The sequence below is a fragment of the Streptomyces sp. NPDC002896 genome (assembly GCF_040295225.1).
Taxonomy (GTDB): domain Bacteria; phylum Actinomycetota; class Actinomycetes; order Streptomycetales; family Streptomycetaceae; genus Streptomyces.
Window position 1 is genome coordinate 140,800 of the sequence record NZ_JBEOVA010000013.1, and the last position, 23,109, is coordinate 163,908.

General features: G+C 68.7%; 19 protein-coding genes and 1 pseudogene. 14 read left to right on the forward strand and 6 right to left on the reverse strand.

Annotated features, from left to right (window positions below; translation table 11 throughout):
- Positions 1 to 249: 249 nt before the first annotated feature.
- The 5 genes from ABT009_RS25250 to ABT009_RS25270 all read left to right on the forward strand — a co-directional run bounded on the left by ABT009_RS25250 (position 250) and on the right by ABT009_RS25270 (position 4,848).
- Positions 250 to 933, forward strand: coding sequence for a GntR family transcriptional regulator (locus ABT009_RS25250; protein ID WP_351299125.1), 684 nt, complete (start codon positions 250 to 252; stop codon positions 931 to 933).
- 166 nt (positions 934 to 1,099) lie between these two features.
- Positions 1,100 to 2,503, forward strand: a complete 1,404-nt coding sequence (locus ABT009_RS25255) for an OB-fold domain-containing protein (protein ID WP_351299128.1) — start codon at positions 1,100 to 1,102, stop codon at positions 2,501 to 2,503.
- Between the two features lies 1 nt (position 2,504).
- On the forward strand, positions 2,505 to 3,695 hold the full coding sequence (locus tag ABT009_RS25260) for an acetyl-CoA acetyltransferase (protein WP_351299131.1): 1,191 nt from the start codon (positions 2,505 to 2,507) through the stop codon (positions 3,693 to 3,695).
- A gap of 103 nt (positions 3,696 to 3,798) precedes the next feature.
- Complete coding sequence (locus ABT009_RS25265) at positions 3,799 to 4,632, forward strand: enoyl-CoA hydratase/isomerase family protein (RefSeq protein WP_351299134.1); 834 nt, start codon at positions 3,799 to 3,801, stop codon at positions 4,630 to 4,632.
- Between the two features lie 42 nt (positions 4,633 to 4,674).
- Positions 4,675 to 4,848: a hypothetical protein gene (locus ABT009_RS25270; RefSeq protein WP_351299137.1), complete on the forward strand. Its 174-nt coding sequence runs from the start codon at positions 4,675 to 4,677 to the stop codon at positions 4,846 to 4,848.
- A 12-nt stretch (positions 4,849 to 4,860) separates the two neighbouring features.
- Here ABT009_RS25270 and ABT009_RS25275 read toward each other — a convergent pair whose 3' ends face one another.
- Positions 4,861 to 5,682 (reverse strand): enoyl-CoA hydratase/isomerase family protein, encoded by an 822-nt coding sequence (locus ABT009_RS25275; RefSeq protein ID WP_351299140.1) that lies wholly within the window; start codon positions 5,680 to 5,682, stop codon positions 4,861 to 4,863.
- A gap of 199 nt (positions 5,683 to 5,881) precedes the next feature.
- Positions 5,882 to 6,580, reverse strand: a complete 699-nt coding sequence (locus ABT009_RS25280; protein WP_351299143.1) for an enoyl-CoA hydratase/isomerase family protein — start codon at positions 6,578 to 6,580, stop codon at positions 5,882 to 5,884.
- Between the two features lie 245 nt (positions 6,581 to 6,825).
- Here ABT009_RS25280 and ABT009_RS25285 point away from each other — a divergent pair, with 245 nt between their 5' ends.
- A complete protein-coding gene (locus ABT009_RS25285; RefSeq protein ID WP_351299146.1) occupies positions 6,826 to 7,623 on the forward strand; it encodes an enoyl-CoA hydratase/isomerase family protein in 798 nt (265 codons plus the stop codon).
- Between the two features lie 51 nt (positions 7,624 to 7,674).
- The gene (locus ABT009_RS25290) at positions 7,675 to 8,928 is read left to right on the forward strand and encodes a CaiB/BaiF CoA transferase family protein (RefSeq protein ID WP_351299149.1); all 1,254 of its coding nucleotides are present in this window, start codon (positions 7,675 to 7,677) and stop codon (positions 8,926 to 8,928) included.
- Positions 8,929 to 8,948: 20 nt separating this feature from the next.
- Here ABT009_RS25290 and ABT009_RS25295 read toward each other — a convergent pair whose 3' ends face one another.
- Positions 8,949 to 10,625, reverse strand: a complete 1,677-nt coding sequence (locus ABT009_RS25295; protein WP_351299152.1) for a FadD3 family acyl-CoA ligase — start codon at positions 10,623 to 10,625, stop codon at positions 8,949 to 8,951.
- A gap of 116 nt (positions 10,626 to 10,741) precedes the next feature.
- Here ABT009_RS25295 and ABT009_RS25300 point away from each other — a divergent pair, with 116 nt between their 5' ends.
- The 3 genes from ABT009_RS25300 (at position 10,742) to ABT009_RS25310 (ending at position 13,490) form a co-directional block, all read left to right on the forward strand.
- Positions 10,742 to 11,656, forward strand: coding sequence for an SDR family NAD(P)-dependent oxidoreductase (locus ABT009_RS25300; protein WP_351299155.1), 915 nt, complete (start codon positions 10,742 to 10,744; stop codon positions 11,654 to 11,656).
- A gap of 83 nt (positions 11,657 to 11,739) precedes the next feature.
- Positions 11,740 to 12,189 (forward strand): nuclear transport factor 2 family protein, encoded by a 450-nt coding sequence (locus tag ABT009_RS25305; RefSeq protein ID WP_351299158.1) that lies wholly within the window; start codon positions 11,740 to 11,742, stop codon positions 12,187 to 12,189.
- A 62-nt stretch (positions 12,190 to 12,251) separates the two neighbouring features.
- Positions 12,252 to 13,490, forward strand: a complete 1,239-nt coding sequence (locus ABT009_RS25310) for an amidohydrolase family protein (protein WP_351299161.1) — start codon at positions 12,252 to 12,254, stop codon at positions 13,488 to 13,490.
- Positions 13,491 to 13,561: 71 nt separating this feature from the next.
- Here ABT009_RS25310 and ABT009_RS25315 read toward each other — a convergent pair whose 3' ends face one another.
- Positions 13,562 to 14,842 (reverse strand): amidohydrolase family protein, encoded by a 1,281-nt coding sequence (locus ABT009_RS25315; RefSeq protein ID WP_351299164.1) that lies wholly within the window; start codon positions 14,840 to 14,842, stop codon positions 13,562 to 13,564.
- A gap of 151 nt (positions 14,843 to 14,993) precedes the next feature.
- Between ABT009_RS25315 and ABT009_RS25320 the strand changes: the two genes are divergently transcribed.
- Complete coding sequence (locus tag ABT009_RS25320) at positions 14,994 to 16,628, forward strand: AMP-binding protein (RefSeq protein WP_351299167.1); 1,635 nt, start codon at positions 14,994 to 14,996, stop codon at positions 16,626 to 16,628.
- A 269-nt stretch (positions 16,629 to 16,897) separates the two neighbouring features.
- The gene (locus tag ABT009_RS25325) at positions 16,898 to 18,559 is read left to right on the forward strand and encodes an MFS transporter (protein WP_351299170.1); all 1,662 of its coding nucleotides are present in this window, start codon (positions 16,898 to 16,900) and stop codon (positions 18,557 to 18,559) included.
- A gap of 222 nt (positions 18,560 to 18,781) precedes the next feature.
- Here the strand turns inward: ABT009_RS25325 and ABT009_RS25330 are convergent, their stop codons facing one another.
- Positions 18,782 to 19,549: a crotonase/enoyl-CoA hydratase family protein gene (locus tag ABT009_RS25330; RefSeq protein ID WP_351299173.1), complete on the reverse strand. Its 768-nt coding sequence runs from the start codon at positions 19,547 to 19,549 to the stop codon at positions 18,782 to 18,784.
- Between the two features lie 209 nt (positions 19,550 to 19,758).
- Between ABT009_RS25330 and ABT009_RS25335 the strand changes: the two genes are divergently transcribed.
- Positions 19,759 to 20,538, forward strand: coding sequence for an SDR family NAD(P)-dependent oxidoreductase (locus ABT009_RS25335; RefSeq protein WP_351299176.1), 780 nt, complete (start codon positions 19,759 to 19,761; stop codon positions 20,536 to 20,538).
- Between the two features lie 42 nt (positions 20,539 to 20,580).
- Positions 20,581 to 20,796, forward strand: a pseudogene (locus ABT009_RS25340) (RNA-guided endonuclease TnpB family protein); the annotation flags it as partial.
- Positions 20,797 to 20,888: 92 nt separating this feature from the next.
- Here ABT009_RS25340 and ABT009_RS25345 read toward each other — a convergent pair.
- Complete coding sequence (locus tag ABT009_RS25345; RefSeq protein ID WP_351299179.1) at positions 20,889 to 23,072, reverse strand: acyl-CoA dehydrogenase family protein; 2,184 nt, start codon at positions 23,070 to 23,072, stop codon at positions 20,889 to 20,891.
- Positions 23,073 to 23,109: the final 37 nt, after the last annotated feature.

Sequence of the window (23,109 nt, forward strand, 5' to 3'; positions counted from 1 at the left end):
GCCGCTAGTATTTTATCTAAAATAGAATCTTCCAATCGTTCCCTGTGCTCAGCCGGGGCCACGTCACCCCGAGGAGACCTGCGCCCGCCGCCTGAAGCGCAGGCCGGCAGCGTGACAGCGCTGGTTGGCCTGCTGCGTCATGAGGCCAGGGACCGACGGAGTCGGCCGCGGAAAATCTAGGGAGTGAGACCGATGCCTCGCCGTCAGCAGTCTCTTGAGTCCCCGCTTCCGCCCGCGGAGCGGTCGAGTGTGTCTCTGCCGGGTGAGCAGTTGTATCGGCTGAGCAGTGGTGAGCAGGTTCGGCTGTACGTCCGGCGGTTGATATTCGAGGGCGTGCTGAAGCAGGGGCAGCGGGTGCCGCAGGATGCCATCGCGCAGACCTTGGGCGTCTCGCGGGTACCTGTCCGCGAGGCGCTGCTCACTCTGGAGCGCGAAGGCTGGATGACTATCGTCCCGCACCGTGGGGTCTTCGTGAACGGCCTCGACGAGCCTTCGGTACGGGACCACTACGAGCTGTACGGGTTGTTCTACGGGTTCGGGGTCAAGCGGGCGGTGGAGCGGCAAGGGCCGGAGCTGGCGCGGTTGCTCGAGCCGATCCGGAAGAAGATCGCGCGGACCAAGGATCCGGTCAACCTCTATGAGTACACGCTCAGTTTCCACCGTACGGTCATCGAGGCGGCGAGGTCACCGCGGCTGCGCACCATGCTGCGGCAGATGACGGACCTGGTGCCGGGCAACTTCTTCGAGCTGGTGCCGGGCACCGACGTCGTGGCCCGGGAGGGCACCGCGGCGATCCTGGGGGCAATCGAGCGCAATGAAGCCGCCGGTGCCGAGAGTGAGTACGCGACCATGCTGCGCCGGCAGGGAAGTCTCGTGGTCGAGTTGTTCCGCGGCCGCCACATGTTCGACTCCGACGAGACCGCTGAGAGCTGAGCGGTGTCGCCCCTGGTCCGTCCGCGGCGACACCGGGGTAGCACCTCCACACAGTTGCTGCGTTTGCCGAGGTTGTTGCGGAGGAGCGTAGCGACCATGGGGGGCGGCGGTGTGGGGGAGTACTGCGGCCTTGAATATTTTATAAAACATCACCTAGCCTGGCTTCATGCATGGAATTCTGGCCTGGGGCGGCTACCTGCCCTACCGGAGACTGGACTTGGGTTCGATCACCGCCGTGGCCGGTACCGGCGGCGGCCGGGGCACCCGCACTGTGGCCTCATACGACGAGGACGCCACCACCCTCGGCGTCGCCGCGGCATCGCTCGCGCTGCGCGAGGCGCCGACGATGCCGAGGGCCCTCTGGTTCGCCACCACCGACCCTCCCTACACGGACAAGACCAACGCCACCGCGCTGCACGCCGCCCTGCGCCTGGACCGGGACGTCCCGGCCTACGACGCGGCCGGGTCGGTGCGCTCGGCCGTCGGGGCGCTGCGCGCCGCGCTGGATGCGACGGTGCCGGTGCTGGTGGTGGCCGCCGACCTGCGCTCCGGCCGCCCGGGTTCGCCGGATGAGGCTGCCGGAGGCGACGCGGGCGCGGCGCTGCTGGTCGGTAGCGAGGCCGACGGCCCCGTGCTGGCCGAGCTGGTGGCTGCGGCCTCGGCGACCGAGGAGTTCCTGGACCGTTGGCGCATTCCCGGCGAGCGGGCGTCCCGGCTGTGGGAGGAGCGGTTCGGCGAGAGCCGGTACACCGCGCTCGGGACCGAGGCGCTGAAGCGGGCGCTCGGCGACGCCGGGGTGGACCCGGCCGAGGTCACAGCCCTGGTGGTGGCGGGCTTGCACGGCCGCGCGGCGCGGGCGGTCGCGGCAGCCTCCGGGGTGCCGGCGGACCGGGTGGCCGACCGTTTGGAGAGCCGGGTCGGCAACCCCGGGGCCGCCCAACCCGCGCTGCTGCTGGGCGCGGCCCTGGAGCAGGAGTCCGCAACCGGCGAGGCAGGGCGCATCCTGGTGCTGCTTACCCTGTCCGACGGCGCGGACGCCGTGGTGCTGCGCACCACCGACGCCCTGGCCGCCTACCGGCCCGCCCGCCCCCTGGCAGCGCAGCTGGCCACTGACGGTCCGATCGACTACGGCCGCTTCCTGGCCTGGCGCGGCTTCCTCCCGGTGGAGCCACCCCGCCGTCCGGAGCCCGCGCGGCCGTCCGCCTCGGCCGCCAACCGCAACCGGGAGTGGAAGTACGGCTTCGTCGGCTCGTCCGGCACGGACGGCATGGTCCGGTTGCCGCCGTCGCCGCTGGACGGCGCCGCGGCGCCGATGGCGGACACGCCGGGCACGATCGTGACCTTCACCGTGGACCGGCTGGCCTACTCGCCGAGTCCGCCGGTGGTCTTCGCCGTGGTCGACTTCGACGGCGGCGGACGCCTGCCGATCGAGCTGACCGATGTGGACGAGTCCGAGGTCCGCATCGGGGGGCGGGTAGAGCCGACGTTCCGACGGCTTTTCACCGCCGAGGGCGTGCACAACTACTTCTGGAAGGCCCGGCCGCTGCGGGAGCCGGAGAGGGGTGCGTGACATGGGTTCGCACGGCATCAAGGACCGGGTCGCCATCGTCGGCATGGGCTGTACTCGGTTCACCGCGCACTGGGACAAGGGCGTCGACGAGTTGCTGATCGACTCGACCAGTGAGGCGTTCGCCTCGGCCGGGATCACCCAGGACGACGTGGACGCCTACTGGCTGGGCACCGCCCAGTCGGGGATGGGGGGCCTGACCCTGGCCAAGCCGCTGCGCCTGCACGACAAGCCGGTGACCCGGGTGGAGAACTACTGCGCCACCGGCTCCGAGGCGCTGCGTCAGGCCGCCTACGCGGTTGCCGCCGGAGCCTACGACGTGGCCATGGCGGTCGGGGTGGAGAAGGTCAAGGATTCCGGCTACCAGGGCCTGAACGCCTTCCCCATCCCGAACGACGGCACCCAGCGCACGCTCACCGCGGCAGCCATGTTCTCCATGGTGGCCCCGGCCTACGCACACCGGTACGGCGTCTCCGACGAGGAGATGCGCACCGTCCTGGCGCGCATCGCGTCGAAGAACCACGCCAACGGCGCCCGCAATCCGCGCGCGCAGTTCCGCAAGGAGATGCCGGTCGAGCAGCTCTGCACTATGCCGGCCGTGGCGGGCGGCCTGTCCGTGTTCGACTGCGCCGGCGTGGCCGACGGCTCGGCAGCGGCCATCGTCGTCCGGGCGGAGGACGCCCACCGCTACACCGACAAACCGCTCCTGATCAAGGCTCTTTCGCTCGTCGCCGGTGACGGCTCCGGCCTGATGGACCCCGCCTACGACTACACCACCTTCCCGGAGGTGGCCGCCTCGGCCCGCGACGCCTACGCCCAGGTCGGCATCTCCTCACCCGCCGACGAGCTGGCCATGGCCGAGGTGCACGACTGCTTCACCCCCACCGAGCTGGTACTCATGGAGGACCTCGGCCTCGCCGAACGCGGCACCGCCTGGAAGCGGGTGCTCGACGGCGACTTCGACCTCGACGGCCGCGTCCCGGTCAACCCCGACGGCGGCCTGAAGTCCTTCGGGCACCCGGTCGGCGCGTCCGGCCTGCGCATGATGTTCGAGGCGTGGCTCCAACTCCGTGGCGAGGCCCCGGCCGACCGCCGTATCTCCACCTACGGTTCCCGTTCCCTCGCCCTCACCCACAACCTCGGGGGTTACCCGGGCGAGATGGTCAGCTTCGTCTCCATCCTGGGGACGCCCTGAACCCGATCCGAGTACACCGGCACCAACGGGTCCGCGCCGGTTGCTCGTTGGGAATGTTCGCCGATATCCGTCTTTCACCTGTGAGGAGAGGTGGTGGCTGCCCGTGGCCGATCAACCGAGCGAGTCCGAACTGCTGCGGACGCAGAGTGCCGATGGGGTGGTCCGGCTCACGCTGAACCGCCCGCGCGCGGGCAACGCCCTGTCGCCCACGCTGCGGCAGGCGCTCATCGACTGTCTGGCCGAGGCCGGCCGTGACCCACTCGTGCGGGTCGTCGTGCTTACCGCCACCGGCGACCGTCACTTCTGCACCGGGGCTGACCTCGGCTCATCCGCGCCGGTGGCCGACGACCAGCCGGAGGACCAGCCCCAGCAACCGGCAGGGTCGGTGGCGCGAGCCATCGCCGACGGGGCCCAGCGGCTGATCAGTGCGGTCCTCGACTGCGACAAGCCGGTCATCGCGGCGGTCAACGGCACCGCGGCGGGCATCGGCTGCCACCTCGCCTACGCCTGCGACCTGGTGCTGGCCGCGGAGTCCGCGAAGTTCATCGAGGTCTTCGCCCGCCGCGGTCTGGTGGTGGACGGTGCGGGTGCGTACCTGCTGACCAGGCGGATCGGTACGCACCGGGCAAAGGAGCTGATCTTCTTCGGGGACGACCTGCCGGCGGCGGACGCCGAGCGGATTGGCCTGGTCAACCGGGTGGTGCCCGGCGAGAAGCTGGCGGAGACCGCCGCCGAGTGGGCGGCGCGGCTCGCCGCCGGGCCGACCGTGGCGCTGGGTCTTGGCAAGCGGCTGGTGAACCGGGCGCTCGACGTGGACCGGGCGACCGCACTGGCCGAAGAGGCGATGGCGGCGGAGATCAACATGACCAGCGCCGACGGCCAGGAAGGGCTGCGTGCCTTCCTGGAGCGCCGCCCCCCGCGGTTCCGCGGCTGGTGAACCCCGGCGCCGGCCGCCCGGTGTGACGACAGGATCGGGCCGGTGCCGGCCCAGGAGTACCCACAGGAGCCCGCGGGGACCCACGTGCTCGCGGACGAACTGCCGCACCAGAGCTATGACCTGAGCTATGACCTCGCCCGCCTCGTCCTCGTCCACCGGAGCGCACCCCCTCTCCGTCGTGTTCCGCTCGGGAAGCCCGCCGGCGTGGGTACGTGATGTCTGTGTCCGTCAGCGCGGCCGCCACCCGATGCGCCGTCCGGAGCGGAAGGCCCGCTGTCCCTCGGCGAGGGACTCCTGGTCGGTGCCGAGCATGACGAGGGTTCGGCCGACGTCCAGCGCCTGGCGGTAGCCCAGCTCCTGCGCGTACCAGATGGCACGTACGGTGGCCTGGACGGCCAGAGGTGGTTGAGAGGCGATGATCTCCGCCGCCCGCTGGGCGGCTTCGTGTAGTCGCTCGGCGGGAACGATCTCCTGGACCAGTCCGACTTCGTAGGCCCGCTGCGCCGTCATGCGCTCGTGCGAGCCCATCAGGGACAGCCGCATGATCTCGCCGATCGGCATCCGTTGGAGCATCATCATCGGTTCCATCACCGCGGCCATGCCGAAGGTGGTGTGAGGGTCGAAGAATGTGGCGTGGTCGGCGGCGATGATGAACTCCGCCTCTCCCAGCAGGTAGAAGGCGCCCCCACAGGCCATCCCGTTCACTGCCGCGATGACCGGCTTCCAAAGGTCGGCGGCCGTTTTCGGCGGCAGCAGATCGTCCGGTTCGTTGTGGTGGAACGGTGTCGCACCGCGCTGCCCGATGTCGTTCAGCAGACCCGGTGCCCCGACGTGAGCCGCGTCGCGGTCCAGGCCGGTGCAGAACGCCTCGTCTCCGGAGCCCGTGAGTACCACGACGCGGACGTCGTCGTTGTCCCGCAGCTCCCGCCAGCAGGAATGCAGCTCCTGCATCATCGTGAGATCAAAGGCGTTGTGGACTTCCGGCCGCTGCAGAGTCACCCACGCCACCGGCCCATGCTCCTCGTATTTGAGCGTCTCATACGTGGACAACAGCTCACCTCCTGGCAGCGGGATGATTTGTGTATCATGTATATTTCTTTGCTGTCCAGAGCGCCTGAGACCGGCTTCAAGGATCAGCTGGATCGTGTTGGCGCGGCTGCGGAGCATGCCCCGGAAACCTCGGCGGCGAGCCGCGCCGGGATGGCAGCCACCACGTCCTGCTCGGTGGTGCACTCCTCAAGGGGCACGCTCACCGCTCCCGTCCCCTTGTCTCGCTCAGTCCGGTCTCGAGGGCGGCCCACAGAGCCCGTTTGGTCGCAGCCACAGCTTGGGGATCGTTGTCCGCCAGCCGTTGTCCCAGTTCCTGAGCGGCGGCGCGCAGCCGGTCAGGGGCGACGACGTCGCTGACCCAGCCCAGACGCAGTGCTTCCGCAGCGCTGACCCGCTCGTGCGACCCCGTCAGCGCCATACGAGCCACCGAGCCGAACGCGGCGCGGCGGACCATCCCGATCGGCTCGAAGGCGCTGACCTGACCGATACTCACATGAGGATCCAGGAACACCGCGTCGGTCGAGGCGATCACGATGTCGGAGTCGGCCACGAAGTGCAGGCCGCCGCCTGCGCAGATGCCGTTGACCGCGGTGACCACTGGCTTGGCCACGCCGAGGTGCCACGCCGTCAGGCGCGGGTCGGCGCGGCGGGTACGGCGGGACATCTCGCGTAGCGCTGCGGGATCGCGGCTGAGTTGCTGGACGTCGAGGCCGGTCTGAAAGGCCTGGCCGTTGCCGGTGACGACGATCGCGCGCACGTCCGCGTCGGTGTTCAGCTCCATCCACGCCTCGGGCAGTGCCGCCATCATCGCCGCGTCCATGGCGTTGCCGACGTGAGGACGGTTGAAGATCAACCAGCCGACGGGACCGTGCCGTTCCAGATGAAGGACGCCACTCACGCCTCCCCCTAAGGTATTTATCATTTATTCAATATCTATCATAGTGGTCAGGTCACTGCAGACGCGAGAGCGTCTCGCCGACGGAGCAGCCGTCGGAGAGAGGACGGGCGATCTTGCCCACGGAAGGAACGATCACCAACGAGGATCATCGGGGAAGTTGCCCTCAGCGAAGCGGAGTTGGCCGTCAGGCCGAGCTGGAGCCTGCTCGCGACAGACCGGGCCGGCGCATCCGAGCAGGGAGAGGCATGATGGGTTACGAGACGTTGGAACTCTGGCGGCGCGGCCACGTCGGCTGGCTGGTATTCAACCGTCCCGAGCGCGGCAATGCGATGAACAACGCGATGCGTGACGAACTGCGCCTCGCCTGGACCGAGTTCGCCGAAGACCCCGAAGTGCGGGTCATCGTCAACGCCGCCAACGGGCGGTCCTTCCAGACCGGGGCCGACGTCATGGAACTGGCCACAGACGGACTCGGCATGGAGCGGTACCGGGACTCGGTGCAGCGCTGGGACATGGGGTTCACCTCGTGGCAGCTCGGCATCGACAAGCCGGTGATCGCTGCGGTCAACGGCGTCTGCGCAGGCGGCGGCCTGCACTTCGTCGCTGACGCCGACATCGTGCTGGCCGCAGCGGACGCCAGTTTCACCGACCCGCACGTGTCCGTGGGACAGGTCAGCGCGATCGAGACGATCGGTCTCATGCGGCGGATGCCCGCCGAGGCAGTGCTGCGGATGGCGCTGGTCGGCCGCTACGAGCGGATGAGCGCACAGCGGGCGTATCAGCTCGGCATGGTCAGCGAGGTCGTCGACCCGCCCGAGCGGCTGCACGAAGCAGCCCAGGAGCTCGCGGAGAAGATCGCCCGCAACTCCCCGGCTGCCCTGCGGGCGACCAAGCGGGCCCTGTGGGGCGCACTCGAGATGGGCCTGACCGATGCCTGCAAGGCCGGAGCGGCGGAGATGACCAGCGTGTGGGGCCACCCCGACCAGACCGAGGGTCCCAGCGCCTTCGCCGAGAAGCGCGCACCGCGTTGGACGGTGTGCTGATCCGCTCCGCTGGACCGTCACGTTTCGTCTGTACCAACAGGAGGGGTTTTTGTGTCCGACGCGCTGGAATTGGTGGGTGGCAGCCTCCTGCGGGGCTTGCGAGTGGTCGAGTGCTCGATGCTGGGTCCCGGCGCCGTCTCCACACCGCTGGCCGATCTCGGGGCCGACGTGATCAAGGTCGAGCCGCCGTCCGGTGACTACATCCGGTCCATGAGCTGGCCCATCGTCGAGGGGAGTTCACTCCTGCACCTGCACATCAGCCGGGGCAAGCGGAGCATCACTCTCGATCTGCGCACGGACGCAGGGCGCGAGGTGTTCCTGGACCTGGTGGCGGGCGCCGACGCGGTGATCGAAGCGATGCGTCCGGGAGGTCTTGACCGGCGCGGCGTCGGATACGAGCGTCTCCGCCAGGTCAACCCGGCCGTGGTGATGTTCACCATCAGCGGGTACGGAATGACCGGCCCCTACCGTGAGCTGCCCAGCCATGGAATCGCCTACGACGCCTGGGCAGGCACCGTGGCTCCCGTCGCCGGCCCGGACGACCTGCCGTCGATCCCCGACCACACCTCGATCGGTATCGCGGCCGGCCCGCTCTTCGGGACCGCGGCGATCCTGGCAGCGGTACTGCGTGCGCGCGCAACCGGAGAGGGGTGCCATCTCGAAGTCGCGCAGTCCGACGCGGCCGCCGCTTTCGACTGGCTGCGCAGTGAAGGCCATCGCGCTTACGCGCGGCCGCAGAGCGAGGTCACCGGCAATGCGGCCGACGGCTACGAGCGGCGGCCCCCGGGTACGGCCGGCATGGCCGACAGCGTCCGCTATCAGTTCTACGCATCGGCGGACGGGCACGTTCTGTTCATGGCCTCGGAACGGAAGTTCTGGCGCAACTTCTGCTCCGCCATCGGCCGTGACGACCTGTTCGAGGCGCACCCCGGCTCAGAAGTGGCGGACCACGCACGTGGCGATCTGGCACTGCGCCGCGAACTGGCGGCCATCTTCCTTCGCCGTACCACAGAGGCGTGGGTGGAGTTCGGCCTCGACCATGACGTGCCACTGTGCCCGGTCAACACCCCTGCCACCATCGCGTCCGACCGGCAGTTCGCGGACCGCATGCCATGGCAGCCCTCCGACCGGTTGGTCGCCGAGCAGCTGCCGTTCCCCGTACGGGTGGCGGGTGAGGCTCCGCCCGCCGCCGGGCGCCGCGCCCCCGCTGCCGGCGAGCACACCGAGGAGATAGCCCGCGAACTGCTCGGATATGACGAGGAGCGGTTCGAGCGCCTGCGGAAGGCCGGTGCGTTCGGCGGCTGACGACGGGCGAGGCCGGCTGGTCAGCTCCGGTCGGGGACGCCTGCGGCAGCGGCCAGCCGCTGCCGCAGCTCGGTCTTCAGCACCTTGCCGGATGCGTTGACCGGCAGGTCGTCGACGACGTGCACCTGGCGGGGCACCTTGTAGTTGGCCATGTTCCGGCGTGCCCAGGTGATCAGCTCGGCAGTGGCGATTGTGGCCCCGCGCCGCGGTACGACGAATGCGGCGCCCACCTCGCCCATGCGGACGTCCGGGACACCGATGACCGCGCTGCGTGCGACGAGCGGGTGGCTGTCGAGGATCTTCTCGATTTCGGCAGGGTAGGCGTTGAACCCGCCGACGATGAACATGTCCTTGAGGCGATCGGTGATCCGGATGCGGCCCTCCTTGTCGAGGACGCCGATGTCGCCCGTGTGCAGCCAACCGTCCGCGTCGACGGTCGCCGCGGTTTCCTGCTCTTCGCCGAAATAGCCTTTCATGACGGTGTAGCCGCGGACGACGATCTCTCCCTCGGTGCCCGAGGGTACGGGTTCGCCCGCCGGGTCCACGACGCGGACTTCCAGTCCCGGCAGCGGCCGGCCCGCGGTGGCGGCCACGACCTCCAGCGGGTCGTCGTAGCGGCACATCGACACGATCGCGCACGACTCGGTGAGCCCGTAGCCCGTCACGATGTGCTCGAAGCCCAGTTCCTCGCGGATGCGGTACAGCAGACTGGGGGGCACGTTCGCCGCGCCGGTCACGGCGAGGCGCAGGTGAGATACACCGTCGGCGCTGAAAGCGGGGTGCTCCAGCATCGTCTGGTAGAGGGTCGGTGTGCCGGGCAGTACGGTCACCCGCTCATCCCGCACCACCTTCAGGACGCGCGGCACGTCGAGGGTCCGCTCGGGTAGCGCGGTGGCGCCCACGATGAACGAGGCCAGCCACCCCGATTTGTAGCCGAAGCCGTGGAAGAACGGGTTCACGATGAGGTAGCGGTCGCCCTCGCGCAGCCCGACCACCTTGCACCACACGCTGTACGCCCGCAGCGTCTGGCCGTGCGTGCACATGGTGCCCTTCGGGTGGCCGGTGGTGCCGGACGTGAACAGCATGTCGGACAGGTCGTCGGGCCCCAATCCGGCCGCCGCCTGACGCAGATCCTCGTCACCGACCGCCGCTCCAGCAGCGACGAAGTCGTCCCACGCCGTCATACGAGGGCCGGGACTGCCCTCCAGCACGATCACATGCTCCAGATCCGGCAGTTCGGCGAAAGGGCGTCCGTCGCCCGGGCCGCCGGCCCCGCTCTCGAGCGAAGCCGGGTAGTCGCGGCCCAGGAATTCACGGACCACGCACAGGACGCGCGCCTGGCTCTTGGCCAGGATGTAGGCCGCTTCGGCCCCTTGGAACCGGGTGTTCAGCGGCACCAGCACGCCACCCGCGCGCTGAAGGCCGAGAGCCGCGACGATCCATCGCGCACTGTTGGGGGACCAGACGGCGACCCGATCGCCCTTGGTGACACCTGCTTTGACGAAGGCGCGGGCCGCCGCCGTCACCGCGGTGTCCAGGTCGGCGTAGCTCAGCCGCGTGTCGCCGTCGACGATCGCTTCGGCCGGCCCGAGGCGGGCGGCGGCGTCGGCCAGCAGCGCGCTCGTGGTGCCCCAGCGCAGATCACCGCGCGGGTCGGTGAAGGCGCCGGGGCCGGTGGCAGAGGATGAGGAAGCCATGAGTACCTCCAAGGGGAGAGCCTTACTCTGGCGAGAGCATTGATAATGTATATATTCTTTACTTGGGTTGGGCCAGGTCCAGGCCGCCGTAGCGTCCGATCTTCAGGGAGGGCCTTGTGGAGCGTCTGCTGGAAGGCAAGATCGCCATCGTGACGGGCGCGGCCCACGGCATCGGCCGTGGCCATGCGTTCGAGCTGGCCAAGCACGGTGCCACGGTCGTGGTGGCCGACTTGGGCAGCGACGTGCGCGGCAAGGGTTCGGGTGGCGACGCGGACGAAGTCGCCGAGCTGATCACCAAGCGTGGGGGAACGGCGATCGCCGACTACGCCGATATCGCGGACGAGACGCAGGCCTCCGCGCTGGTCGAGCGGACGGTCAGCGAGTTCGGGCGCCTCGATGTCCTCGTCAACAACGCCGGGATCGTTCGTGACAAGGTCATCTGGAACATGCCGGTCCAGGATTTCGACGCGGTCATGCGGGTGCACGTCCGCGGTACCTGGCTGATGACGCATCTGGCCGCGGTGGAGTGGCGCAGGCGGGCCAAGGCGGGGGAGACGTTCACCGGCCGGGTGATCAACACCACGTCGGGTGCGGGGCTGTTGGGCAACTTCGGCCAGTCCAACTATGCGACGGCGAAGGCGGCGATCGTCGGCCTGACCCTGACCACGAGCCTGGAGCTGTACAAGCTCGGCGTCACCGTGAACGCCGTAGGGCCCGGCGGGATGACGCGTCTGACGGCCACTTCGGGCAAGGACCTCAAGGCTTTCGAGCCCGACGAGCTGCCGGAAGGGCAGTACCACCCGATGGACCCCGCGGGCAGCTCCCCGCTGGTTGCCTGGCTCGCCAGTGACGAGGCGCAGCATGTGACCGGTCAGGTGCTGCGCGCGATCCACGACAAGATCTATCTGATGCGCGGCTGGCATGAGGCCGCCACTATCGGCAACGCCGAGGAGAAGTGGGACGCCACCGAGCTCGGCATGCGGATCGCGACCGGTCTCTACGGCACCCGCGCCCCGGGACTCGGCGCCTGAGCCGTGCCCTCCGCAAGGCTGTTTCCCAGCCCGTCCCGGGTGTCCCAGCCCGTCTCGGGCCGGTCGAAGGGAGTCACATCACCATGACCCAGGCAGCCGTGCCCGAGATGGTTCCGGGCCCTGATGACCGGGTCGGCGCTGTCGCCGACGAGTTGGCGATCCGCAATGTGATCGCCCGCATCGCCCACTACTCGGATGCGGGGGAGCTGGACGACTACGGAGCCCTCTTCACCGAGGACGCCCGCTGGGAGATGCCGGGCGTGCCGGTCAAGCGAAACCGCGGCGAGATCGTGGCGGCCGGCGCCGAGCGGCGTGCCGCCGGAACCGCCGGGCCCGGTAGCGCCACCCGCCACCTCGTGGGCACCACGGCGGTGACCGTGCGAGGCGAGACCGCCGTTGCGGACTCGTACTTTCAGTTCTACGGCGACACCGGAGGGACTCCGGTGCTGCGGCAGATGGGTGCCTACCGCGACTGCTTCCGGCGCACGCTCGACGGCTGGCAGCTGGCGGAACGGCTGATCACGCTGGGCTGACGACGGGTTGGGAAACCACGCGCACAGCCGGCGCATGAGACTCATGATCGAAGGAGGCCCGGATGACGGAGACCACGATCCGCCGCGACGTGCTCGACGAGCGGCTCGCGAAGATTCCGCAGCTGATCGACGTGGACGCCCATGTCGTCGAGCCCCCGGGGGTGTGGAGCGACCGGCTTCCCTCCCGGCTGCGTGACCGCGGACCGCACATCGTGCATGCCCCTGCGGGCTCGGTGAAGCTGGTGGACGGCCGGTATATCGAGACGCCCGGCACCGACGGACCCGACGTCGCCTGGTGGGCCTACGAGGACGCCTTGGCCCAGATCAAGCGCTACATCGCCGCTGCCGGTGTGCCCGCCGACGAGGTGACCAACGACGGCATCACGTACGCGGACATGCGCCCCGGCTGCTGGCAGCCCGCCGAGCGGATCCTCGACATGGACATCAACGGCGTCGAGGCGCAGATGTGCTTCCCGAACTATCCGAGGTTCTGCGGGCAGATCTTCCTCTGGGCCAAGGACAAGGAACTCGCCCACCTGTGCGTGAAGGCGTACAACGACTGGATGGTCGAGGAGTGGTGCGGTGGCAGCGGCGGCCGCCTCATCCCGCTGTGTCTGGTCCCGCTCTGGGATGTCGAGCTGGCCGTGGCGGAGTTGCGGCGCAATGCCGCACGCGGCGTGCGTGCGGTCGCGTTCAGCGAGCTGCCCGGCTATCTGGGCTTGCCAAGCATCCACTCCGGTGAGTGGGACCCGTTCTTCGCCGCCTGCGCCGAGACCGGGACCGTACTCGCCATGCACATCGGTTCCGGTACCAAGACGCCGCAGACCTCAGCCGATGCTCCGCCGGCGGTGGGATCGACGATCATCTTCGGCAACAGTGTCGCCAGCATGACCGACTTCATGTTCTCCGGTGTGCTCCACCGTTTCCCGAACCTGAAGCTGCTGTACGCCGAGGCGCAGATCGGTTGGATCCCCTACCTGCTGGAGCGTATCGACGACGTCTGGGAGACCCACCGCGGCTGGGCGCGTGGCCAGCAGAACTGCCCTGAGCCGCCCTCCACGTACTACCACCGGCAGATCTTCAGCTGCTTCTTCAAGGACGCCGTGGGCGTGGAACTCCTGGAGAAGGTCGGTCGCGGCAACGTGATGTTCGAGACCGATTACCCGCATCAGGACGGGACGTGGCCACGCTCACGTGAGGAGGCCGCCCTGCAGTTCGGCCACCTCGCTCAGGCGGACATCGACCGTATCGCGCGGGGCAACGCGATCGCGTTGCTGGGGCTCGAGGTTCCGGAGCACTGAGCGAGACCCAGTGACAGGGTGGGGAGTGCCGCCCCGGGCCGGGCCCGGGGCGGCACTGAGCTGAGCGCGTTTCAGGCGGTCGATCGCTTGGCGAGTTCTCCGACGCTGATGCCGACCGATTTGGGGAGTCGGTGTGTGCCGGTGGATTTGATGCTGACGTCGTGGCCGGCCGCTTCGGCCCGGAGCGCGGCGACGGTGCACTCGTCCTTGGTGCGGTGGGTGAATGGGTCGAAGGAGTACCAGCGCATGGCGTTGAGATGGGTGATCTTGTCGACCTCTTCATGTGGGATGTCGTGGGCGACGGCGGCGAGTTCCTCGGGGGCGTGCGGCCAGGAGGAATCGGAGTGGGGGTAGTCGCACTCCCAGGCGATGTTGTCCATGCCGATGAGGTGGCGTAGTTGGATGCCGACGGGGTCGGCGATGAAGCAGGTGAGGAAGTGTTCCCGGAAGACCTCGCTGGGCCGCTGGCCGCCGAAGTTCTGGCCGGTCCACAGGTGGTGCATGTCGTAGGTGCGGTCGATGCGGTCGAGGAAGTAGGGGATCCAGCCGGTGCCGCCCTCGGAGAGGGCGAAGCGGATGTCGGGGAAGTTCTTGATCACCCGTGACCACAGCAGGTCGGCCGCGGCCTGGCAGATGTTCATCGGCTGCAGGGTGATCATCACGTCGACCGGGGCGTCGTCGGCGGTGACCGAGATCCGGCCGGAGGAGCCGAGGTGGATGGAGACGACGACGTTCTCCTCGCTCACCGCCTTCCACAGGGGGTCCCAGGCTTCGTTGTGGAAGCTGGGGTAGCCGAGGGTGGCGGGGTTCTCGGTGAAGGTGAGTGAGTGGCATCCCTTCTTGGCGACCCGGCGGACCTCCTGTGCGCACAGTTCCGGGTCCCATAGCACCGGCAGTGCCATCGGGATGATGCGTCCGGGGTAGGTGCCGGCCCATTCGTCGATGTGCCAGTCGTTGTAGGCGCGCAGCACGGCCAGTGCGAGTTGCTTGTCCTGGCATGCGGCGAACAGCCGCCCGGAGAAGCCGGGGAAGGATGGGAAGTTCATCGATGCCAGCACCCCGCCGGCGTTCATGTCCTTGATCCGCTCGTGGATGTCGTAGGTGCCGGGCCGGATCTCGCTGAAGGCGGTCGGCTCGATGCCGTATTCCTCCTTCGGCCGCCCCGCCACCGCGTTCAGCCCGATGTTCGGGATCACCGTCCCGTTGAAGGTCCATACGTCCGATCCGTCGTCCTGGGTGATGACCCGCGGCGCCTTGTCACGGAACCGGGCAGGGATGTGCTCCTCGAACAACGAGGGCGGTTCCACCACGTGGTCGTCCACGCTGACCATGATCATTTCGTCGGCATTCACGCAGCTCCTCCAGTCGCGACGATGTGACGATGGGTACGTTCGGGGAGTCGGCTCGCACTGCCATGCCGCCAAGATGATTGATATTGTATATAAAACAATGCTGTTGAGCCTAGCGCTCGACGGGGCCTGTAACGCAGCGGGAGGGAACAGGATGGCGGACTGGGCGGACGTCGAACAGATGACCATGCTCGACCTGATGGATCGTCGGCTCAGCAGTGATCCCGACGGTCCGTTCCTCGACTTGTGCGGCAAGGACTACTCGGCGGCACGGATTGACGGCGAGGCCAACCGGGTCGCCAACGCGCTCGCCGACCTCGGCGTGGGCCACGGATCCACGGTCGCGACGGTCCTGGAGAACAGCGCCGCCGCGGTGCTGTCCTGGTTCGCCGTCCACAAGCTCGGCGCTATCGCCGTCCCGGTGAACACCGCGCTCAAGGGCCAGTTGCTGCGCCACCAGCTCGCGGACGCCGGCGCCGCGGTCGTGATCGTCCAGGACGACCTGGCGAGCCGGGTGGCCGACGTGCTCGACGCCCTCGACTCCGTGCGGCATCTCGTCATCGTCGGTGACGAACTGCCCGATCGCGCCGCAGTCGGCGGCGCCGCGCTCGCCACCTGGACGGAACTGCTCACGGCCGACGACGCCCGGCCGTCCGTGCGCGTACGCCCGGCCGACCTCGGCACCATCATCTACACCGGCGGAACGACCGGCCCGTCCAAGGGCTGCGCCCTCAGCCACAACTACCACCTGTCGATCGCCCGCCAGATCACCGCCACGTGGCAACGCACCCGCGATGACGTGGTGTGGACACCGCTGCCGTTGTTCCACTTCAACGCGATCAGCTGTGTGGTGACCGGCACGCTGCTCAGCGGCGGTCGCGGTGCCTTGTCGCGGCGGTTCTCCGTCTCCGGTTTCTGGCCGGAGATCAACCGTACGGGGGCGACGATCGCCTCGCTTCTGGGGTCGCCGGCGGTCCTGGTCGCACGTGCCGAGGACCATCCAGAGGCCAAGGAGTCGGGTACACCCGAGGCGAACACGACGCTGCGGTTGGTGACCGGCGCGCCGATACCGCCCGAGATCGACGGGATCTACCGCAAGCGGTTCGGTCTGGAGACCTTCAGCAACGCCTATGGCTGTACCGAAGCGTCACTGCTCTCCTGGCTGCCTCCCGGCCGGGAGGACCGGCCCGGATCGGCGGGAATCATCAACCGCGACGTGTTCACCGTCAAGATCTTCGACGATGCCGACCGGGAGGTCCCGGTCGGCACGGAGGGGGAGATCGTCTGCCGGCCTCGGATGCCGCACGTGATGTTCGAGGGGTACTGGAGGCGTCCGGAGGCGACCGTGGCGGCGTGGCGGAACCTCTGGTACCACACCGGGGACATCGGCCGGGTCGACGACGACGGCTACCTCTACTTTGCCGGGCGTAAGGCCGACTACATGCGGCGTCGCGGGGAGAACGTCTCCAGTTGGGAGCTGGAGAAGGTCTTCCACGAGCACCCAGGCATCAAGGATGTGTGCGTCCATGCCGTGGCGAGTGACGTCGGCGAGGACGACATCAAGGCCACGGCCGTCCTCCAGGAGGGTTCCGCCCTGACCGAGGAGGAGCTGTGCCGCTGGGCGGCCGACCACCTGCCCTACTTCGCGGTTCCCCGCTACTACGAGTTCCGGGCCGCCCTGCCATGGAGCGAGACCGGCCGGTCGCCGAAGCATCTACTGAAAGAAGAGGGCGTCACCCCGGTCACCTGGGACCGGGAGGCGGCTGGGGTCACGATCGAACGGCGTTGACGGGGGCGGGCAGGCTCTCGTATCCGTTCCCGTCACGTGCTCCTCGTTGTGCCGGCTCTCTTGACGATGCGCCTGCGTCTTCATAGGTTTATATTTGATAAAATATCAGCGGGGGGAATGGGTTCACCGCCAACCCCGCGTCGCAGAGGACTGGCGGCTCCGAGCCGAGGCCGTCCTCAGGTCACACCCCGATTCGGCACCAGGTCGGCCCCGGAAGCACCTGATCCGACCCACCTCACCCTGTTCCTTCCACCCACGCGAGGACAGCCATGGCCGAACCCGCCTCAGGACTCACGTCCATCGATCCATCAGACATCGGCGCGCACGACACGGGACGCCTCGACAACGCCCCCCGCTGGCGCCTGATCGCAGTCATCCTGATGCTCGTCCTGCTGAGCGAAGTCGTCTCCTTCCAGTACACGATGGTTGGCGTCGTCGTGCCCCAGATCGCTCAGGCTTTCCCGCAGTCGGGCCACAGCATCAGCTGGGCCATCACGATCCTCGGCGTGGGAGGCGGGGCCACCATCGCCCTCTTCGGCAAGCTCGGCGATCTGTGGGGGAAGAAGAAGGTCCTGTTGGCAGTCGGTGTCCTCTTCCTCCTCGGCTCGCTGCTGTGCGCGCTCACCACGTCATGGGCGCTGTTTCTCGTCGGCCGTGCGGCCCAAGCGACCTCCCTCGGCATGACGGCGATCGCGTATGGCCTCGTCCGCGACCTCATGCCCAGGTCATGGATTCCGCTGACCGTGGCGTTCCTCGGGACCGGGTTCGGAGTCTCCGCAGTCCTCGCTCCGCTGCTGTGCGGTGTCCTGACCGACCACTTCAGCTGGCGGTCCGTCTTCTGGTTCTTCGTCATCTACATGGCGATGATCACCCCGCTGTTCGCCCTTGTCGTGCCGGAGACGAAGCTGCGGGTGCGGCAGCGGTTGGACCTGCTCGGAGCGCTGCTCATCGGCCTGGGCGTCGCCGGCATCCTGATCTACCTCAGTCAAGGGTCGAGCTGGGGATGGACCGACCTCGGCTGCCTCGGCTACCTGATCGGGGGCGTCGCCGCGCTGGTGGTGTTCGCCGTGTGGGAGAACCGGACAACGAACCCGATCATGGATGTGCGGCTTCTGCGGTCGCCTCGGGTCGCGATCATCATGGCCATCGGGTTCTGCGTCACAGGCGTGCTCGGCATGATGGCATACATCACGCCGTACATGTTCGAGACCCCGGCGGACGAACTCAAGCAGCGGATCCTGCAACAGACCGCCGCCAAGCTCGATGCGCCGGTGTCGTCCTTGACGGGGATCGTGCACTTTCAGGGGGACATCAGCTACGGCCACGGGTACAGCGCCTTGCAGATGGCGCTGCACATCCTCCTGTGGACGGCCCTGTTCGCGATGATCGCCAGCCCGATCGGCGGCCTGCTCCTGCGCAAGCTGGTCATCGGACCGAGGGGGCTGATCGTCATCGGCTCGGCGTCCCTCGTCGTGTGCTCCCTCGGCCTGGCGAAGTGGCACACCACCTGGCAGGAGCAGGTCATCATGGGCGTCTTCTACGGCATCGGCTTCGGGTTCTACTACGCAGCCTCGCCGATTCTCGTCATGACCAATGTTCCGGCCCAACAACAGGGTGTCAGCGCGGGAATGCTTGCCGTCTTCGGCGCCATCGGCGCCTCGGCAGGCACGGCGGTCCTCACCTCCATCCTGGTACGACACCCGTTCCAGGTCGTTACCCAGACGTCCGCCGGCAAGGTGGTGACCGACATCCCGCAGGTCTACACCGACGCCGGCTACACCCAGGTGTACCTGTTCGTCGGCGGGATCGGTGCCGCCATGGCCCTGCTGCTGGGCATCGCCCTGCGCTTCAGCAAGGCCCCCGCGATCGATCAGCCCGTTCCCGCTGGAGCGGCCGACGCAGCCGCGGCTTCGCCTACCGCGCTCGCCTGACGGCCGGTCAGGGCGTCCGGAGAGCGCCTATCCTAGGGAGCCGCTGGCGCGGTGCGGCTCCTCCGGTCGTCCACACCCAGCCGCACCGCCGCCGACGGCACGTCAGTAGCCGTCCTGGCCTGGACGAAGGCGGACCTCGACGCCACGGTGGCAGGGCTGCGTAGGGCACCGAGAAGGTGACATGAGCGGTGTGCATGCGAAGCCGGCCCGTCTGCCGAGCCGTTACTCGCCCTGCCAGATCGGCCGCCGCCGCTCGTTGAACGCCCGCGCCCCTTCCGCCGCGTCCTTCGACTGCAGGACCGGGCCCGCGATCTCCTCCTGCTTGGCGAAGGCCTCCGCACGGCTCCAGTCCGTCGACTCCACGATGATCCGCTTGGCAGCGACGGTGGCCAAGGGCGCGTTCCGCGCAATGTCCACGGCAAGCTGCTTCGCGGTCGCCAGCGCCTCTCCCGGCTCGGTCAACCGATTGACCAGGCCCAAGTGGTACGCCCGTTCTGAATCGAGTGACCCGCCCGTCAGCGCCAGTTCCATGGCCACCTGGTAGGGCAAGCGTTCGGGGAGCCGCAGCAGGCCACCTGACGCAGCGACAAGACCGCGCCTGGTCTCGGGCAGACCGAACCGGGCGGACCGAGACGCGACAATCAGGTCGCAGGCGAGCGCGATCTCGAGACCGCCCGCGAGCGCATACCCCTCGACGGCGGCGATCAGCGGCTTTTTGGGGGGCCGTTTGGCGATGCCGGCGAACCCTCGGCCACGTATATACGCGTTTTCACCCGCGACGAAAGCCTTCAGGTCCATTCCCGAGCAGAACGCCCCGTCTGCTCCGGTGAGGATACCCACTCGCAAGTCCGGGCCATTTTCGAGCAGTTCCATCGCGGCGGCGATTTGCTCGGCCATCGCCCGGTTGACCGCGTTACGTACCTCTGGGCGGTTGAGGGTGGCGACGACAAAGCCGTCCGCGACCTCGACGAGAACTTCGGCCTGGGTCATACGGGACTCCCGTTGTTGAGTATCTGCCGGGCTGGGCGCGGTGGCACCTGCCAGGTCATTCACCTGGCCCGTCACTGCGCAAGAGCTCAGAATTCAGGCGTTCTGTTTTCCGAATTCCTGCGGCGGGCTGTCGAATTCACGCGGCCGTCGGCGTACCATGCTGCCGTATTGAGATCTCGTTCTGGCGAAAGTCTTGGAAGGAGATTGTGGTGGCAAATGGTGACGGGCCGGCGAGCGCCTCGGCAGCGGGGCCGCTTGCGGGGAAGACAGCCATCATCACTGGTGCCGGCCAAGGAGCGGGGAGGGGGATAGCGGAGGCATTCGTCCGAGCCGGTGCCCGGGTGGCCCTCCTGGGCAGAAGCCTGGGAAAGCTCGAGGACGTCGCGGCAGGACTTCCGGAAGGCATGGCGCTCCCGGTGGCGTGTGATGTCGGTGACGGTGCGCAGATCACCTGCACCGTGGCAAAGGTCGTCGAGGCCTACGGTGGGGTGAGGATACTCGTGAATGCCGCCCAGCACACGGTCAGGGGCGGCGCCTTCCTCGACGTACCGGAGAATGACATCGACGCCCTGTGGCGCACGGGCCCGCTGGCCACGCTGCGGCTCATGCGTGCCTGCTATCCGTACCTGCGGGGGGACGGCGTAATCATCAACTTCGGTTCGGGTGCACAATTCACACCTCAGGGGTACGGAGTCTACGCCGGGACGAAGGAAGCCATCCAGGCATTCACCAGGACGGCGGCCGTCGAATGGGGACCTGAGAACATCCGGTGTCACCTCATCGTTCCACTCGTGGTCTCCCCCTCCATGGCGGAGGACCGTGCGGCCGCAGGGCGTGGCTATGACAGCCTCACCAAGGGCGTACCCCTGCAGCGGCTCGGCACCCCGGACGACATCGGACGTGCTGCGGTATTCCTGGCCGGGCCCGACGCGACCTACATGACCGGCCAGGTGCTCATGCTGGATGGCGGATCGAAATACCACCGATGAGTCTCGGGATGCGCGCCCCACGCGGGGGTGCGGAGCAGGCGCAGTCTGACCCGTTCCATCAGTGATGCGGCGTGGGCGGAGTTTCGGAGCATGCTGGAGCACAAGGCTGCTCGGTATGGGCGGGACGTGAACGCGGCGAAGAACCTTCTGGCCGCCGGGCTGGCGGTGTCTGTCTGTGGAGCTGGTGTAAGACCTCAACGGAGAACTCCGGGCGGGCAGTCGGCGGTGAAGCAGAAACGCCTACGGCGCGAGCCGTGAGAGTCCCCTCGTCCACGAGGGGGAGAAGTCAAGCGGCCCTCGCAACAGTGGATGGGGATTCACAGGCGTCGACGGCGGTGCTCCGGGGCGGCTCAGCCGATCAGCGGGTCGCGAGGGAGGCCCAGGATGCGCTCCGCGATCTGGTTGCGGGTGATTTCCGACGTGCCGCCGGCGATGGTCATGGCGCGCACCCCGAGCCGCATCAGCCCGGCAACGCCAGTCCGGCCCGTGGTGAAGACCGCGTCCGGGCCCACGAGTTCGGTCACCAACGCAGCCTGCCGCTGTACGTGCTCGGCTAGGACGAGCTTGGTGATGTTCCCTTCGGGGCCGGGCCCCGACCCTGCCAGGGCGCGCTCGGCGCTGCGGAGGTTCAGCAGGTTGAGGGCGTGCTCCTCGGCCAGCAGGGCTCCCAGACGCCCGTCGGCGCCCGGGACGCGGTCACCGTGCTCGCGCACCAGGCCGAAGAGGTCGACGGCTCGGGAGCCCGGCACGGCGTTGTCCCCGCCGCCGAGGCTGACCCGCTCGTTGCCCATCGTGGCCCGGGCCACGGTCCAGCCGCTGTCGACCTCACCGATGACGTCCTCGTCGGACACGAAGACATCGGTGAGGAAGACCTCGCTGAAGTCGGAGTTGCCGGTGTTCTGGCGCAGCGGCCGCACGTCGACACCGGGGGCTCGCATGTCGATGACCATGGTCGTGATGCCCCGGTGCTTGGGAGCGTCGGGATCGGTACGAACGGTGGCGAGGCCCTTGCCTGCTTCGCGCGCCCCGCTGGTCCACACCTTCTGTCCCGTGACGAGCCAGCCGCCCGCCGTGCGGCGGCCGCGGGTGGTGATGCCGGCCGCGTCCGACCCGGCGCCAGGTTCGCTGAACAGCTGACACCAGATCAGTTCCCCGTAGAGGGCGGGACGGACCAGCCGGTCGACCTGTGCGGGGTCGACGTGCTGGATGAGGGTCAGCAGGATCCAGCTGGTGATGCCGAGGTGCGGCCGCTCGATGCCGGCGGCCGCGAACTCCTCTTCGATGACGAGCTGCTGGGCCGCCGGTGCCTGGCGGCCGAAGGGCTTGGGCCAATGGGGCATCAGCAGGCCGCTGTCGACCATGGCCCTGCGGCGCTCGGTTTCGGGTAGCGCGGCGATGGCGGCGACTTCGGACCGGATGGCGGGACGGGCGGCTTCGGCTTCGGGCGGCAGGGCCACTGCGAGGTCGCGGACCGTGCCGGCCGCTGCGGTCCGGGCCACGTCCGCAGCCGCCTCGCTGGGGCTGACCAGCGCGGCCAGGGTGAGGGCGCGGCGCTGGAACAGGTGGGCGTCGTGCTCCCAGGTGAAGCCGATGCCGCCGTGCACCTGGATGGACGTCTCCGCGTTGGCCACCGCGGCGCTGACGGCCAGCTGAGCGGCCGCCGCGGCGGCGAGCTGGAACTGGTCCGCGGGGTCCGCGCATGCGCGAGCGGCGTCCCACGCGGCCGCGGTGGCCAGCTCCGCTGCGGTCAGCATGTTGGCGCAGTGGTGCTTGACGGCCTGGAAGGTGGCGATGGGTCGGCCGAACTGGATGCGGTCCTTGGCATAGGCCGCAGCAGCTTGCGTGCACTCCCGGGCCAGACCCGACGCCTCCGCGGACACCAGTGCGCGCAGCACCGCGAGAGAGTGACGACGGCCGCCCGGGATGATGTCGTGTGTGGCCACCGGCACGCCGTCCAGGCGCACGGCGGCGCTGCGGCGCGTGGGGTCCAGGCAGGGGTGAGCCGTGACGGTCACGCCCGCCTGCCGTGCGTCGATGACGACGAGGTCCTCGCCCGCGCTCAGGACCAGGACGGTGGCCGCGTCCGCGCCCAGTACCGGCCCCGTCTCGCCGCTCAGCGTGTGTGTGCTGTCCGCGCCGGGCGACAACGCCAGGGAACCGCCCAGCCCCACGGCGCCGATGACGCTGCCGTCGGCCAGGCCGGGCAGCAGGCGCTCCTTGAGCAGCGGGTCGGCGAGGTCATGGATGACGGCGGAGGCGGCCGTGGTGGGCAGCAGAGGGCCGGGAGCCAGCTCGTGGCCGAACTGTTCCAGCACGACCGCGGTCTCCGACAAGCCGAATCCGGACCCTCCGTACTCCTCCGGCAGGTGCAGTCCGGCCCAGCCCAGCTTGCAGGCCCTCGGCCAGAAGTCGGGCAACGGCGCCGACGGGGCGTCGAGCAGGGCCCGCGCGGCGGCGCGTGCCTTGCGCGACTGCAGGAAGGAGCGGACCGTGGCTGCAAGATCCCGGTGCTCTGCGCTGATCGCTACGCTCAAGGTGCTCGCCTTTCTACGAGAGGGCTGTTGCGGTGTC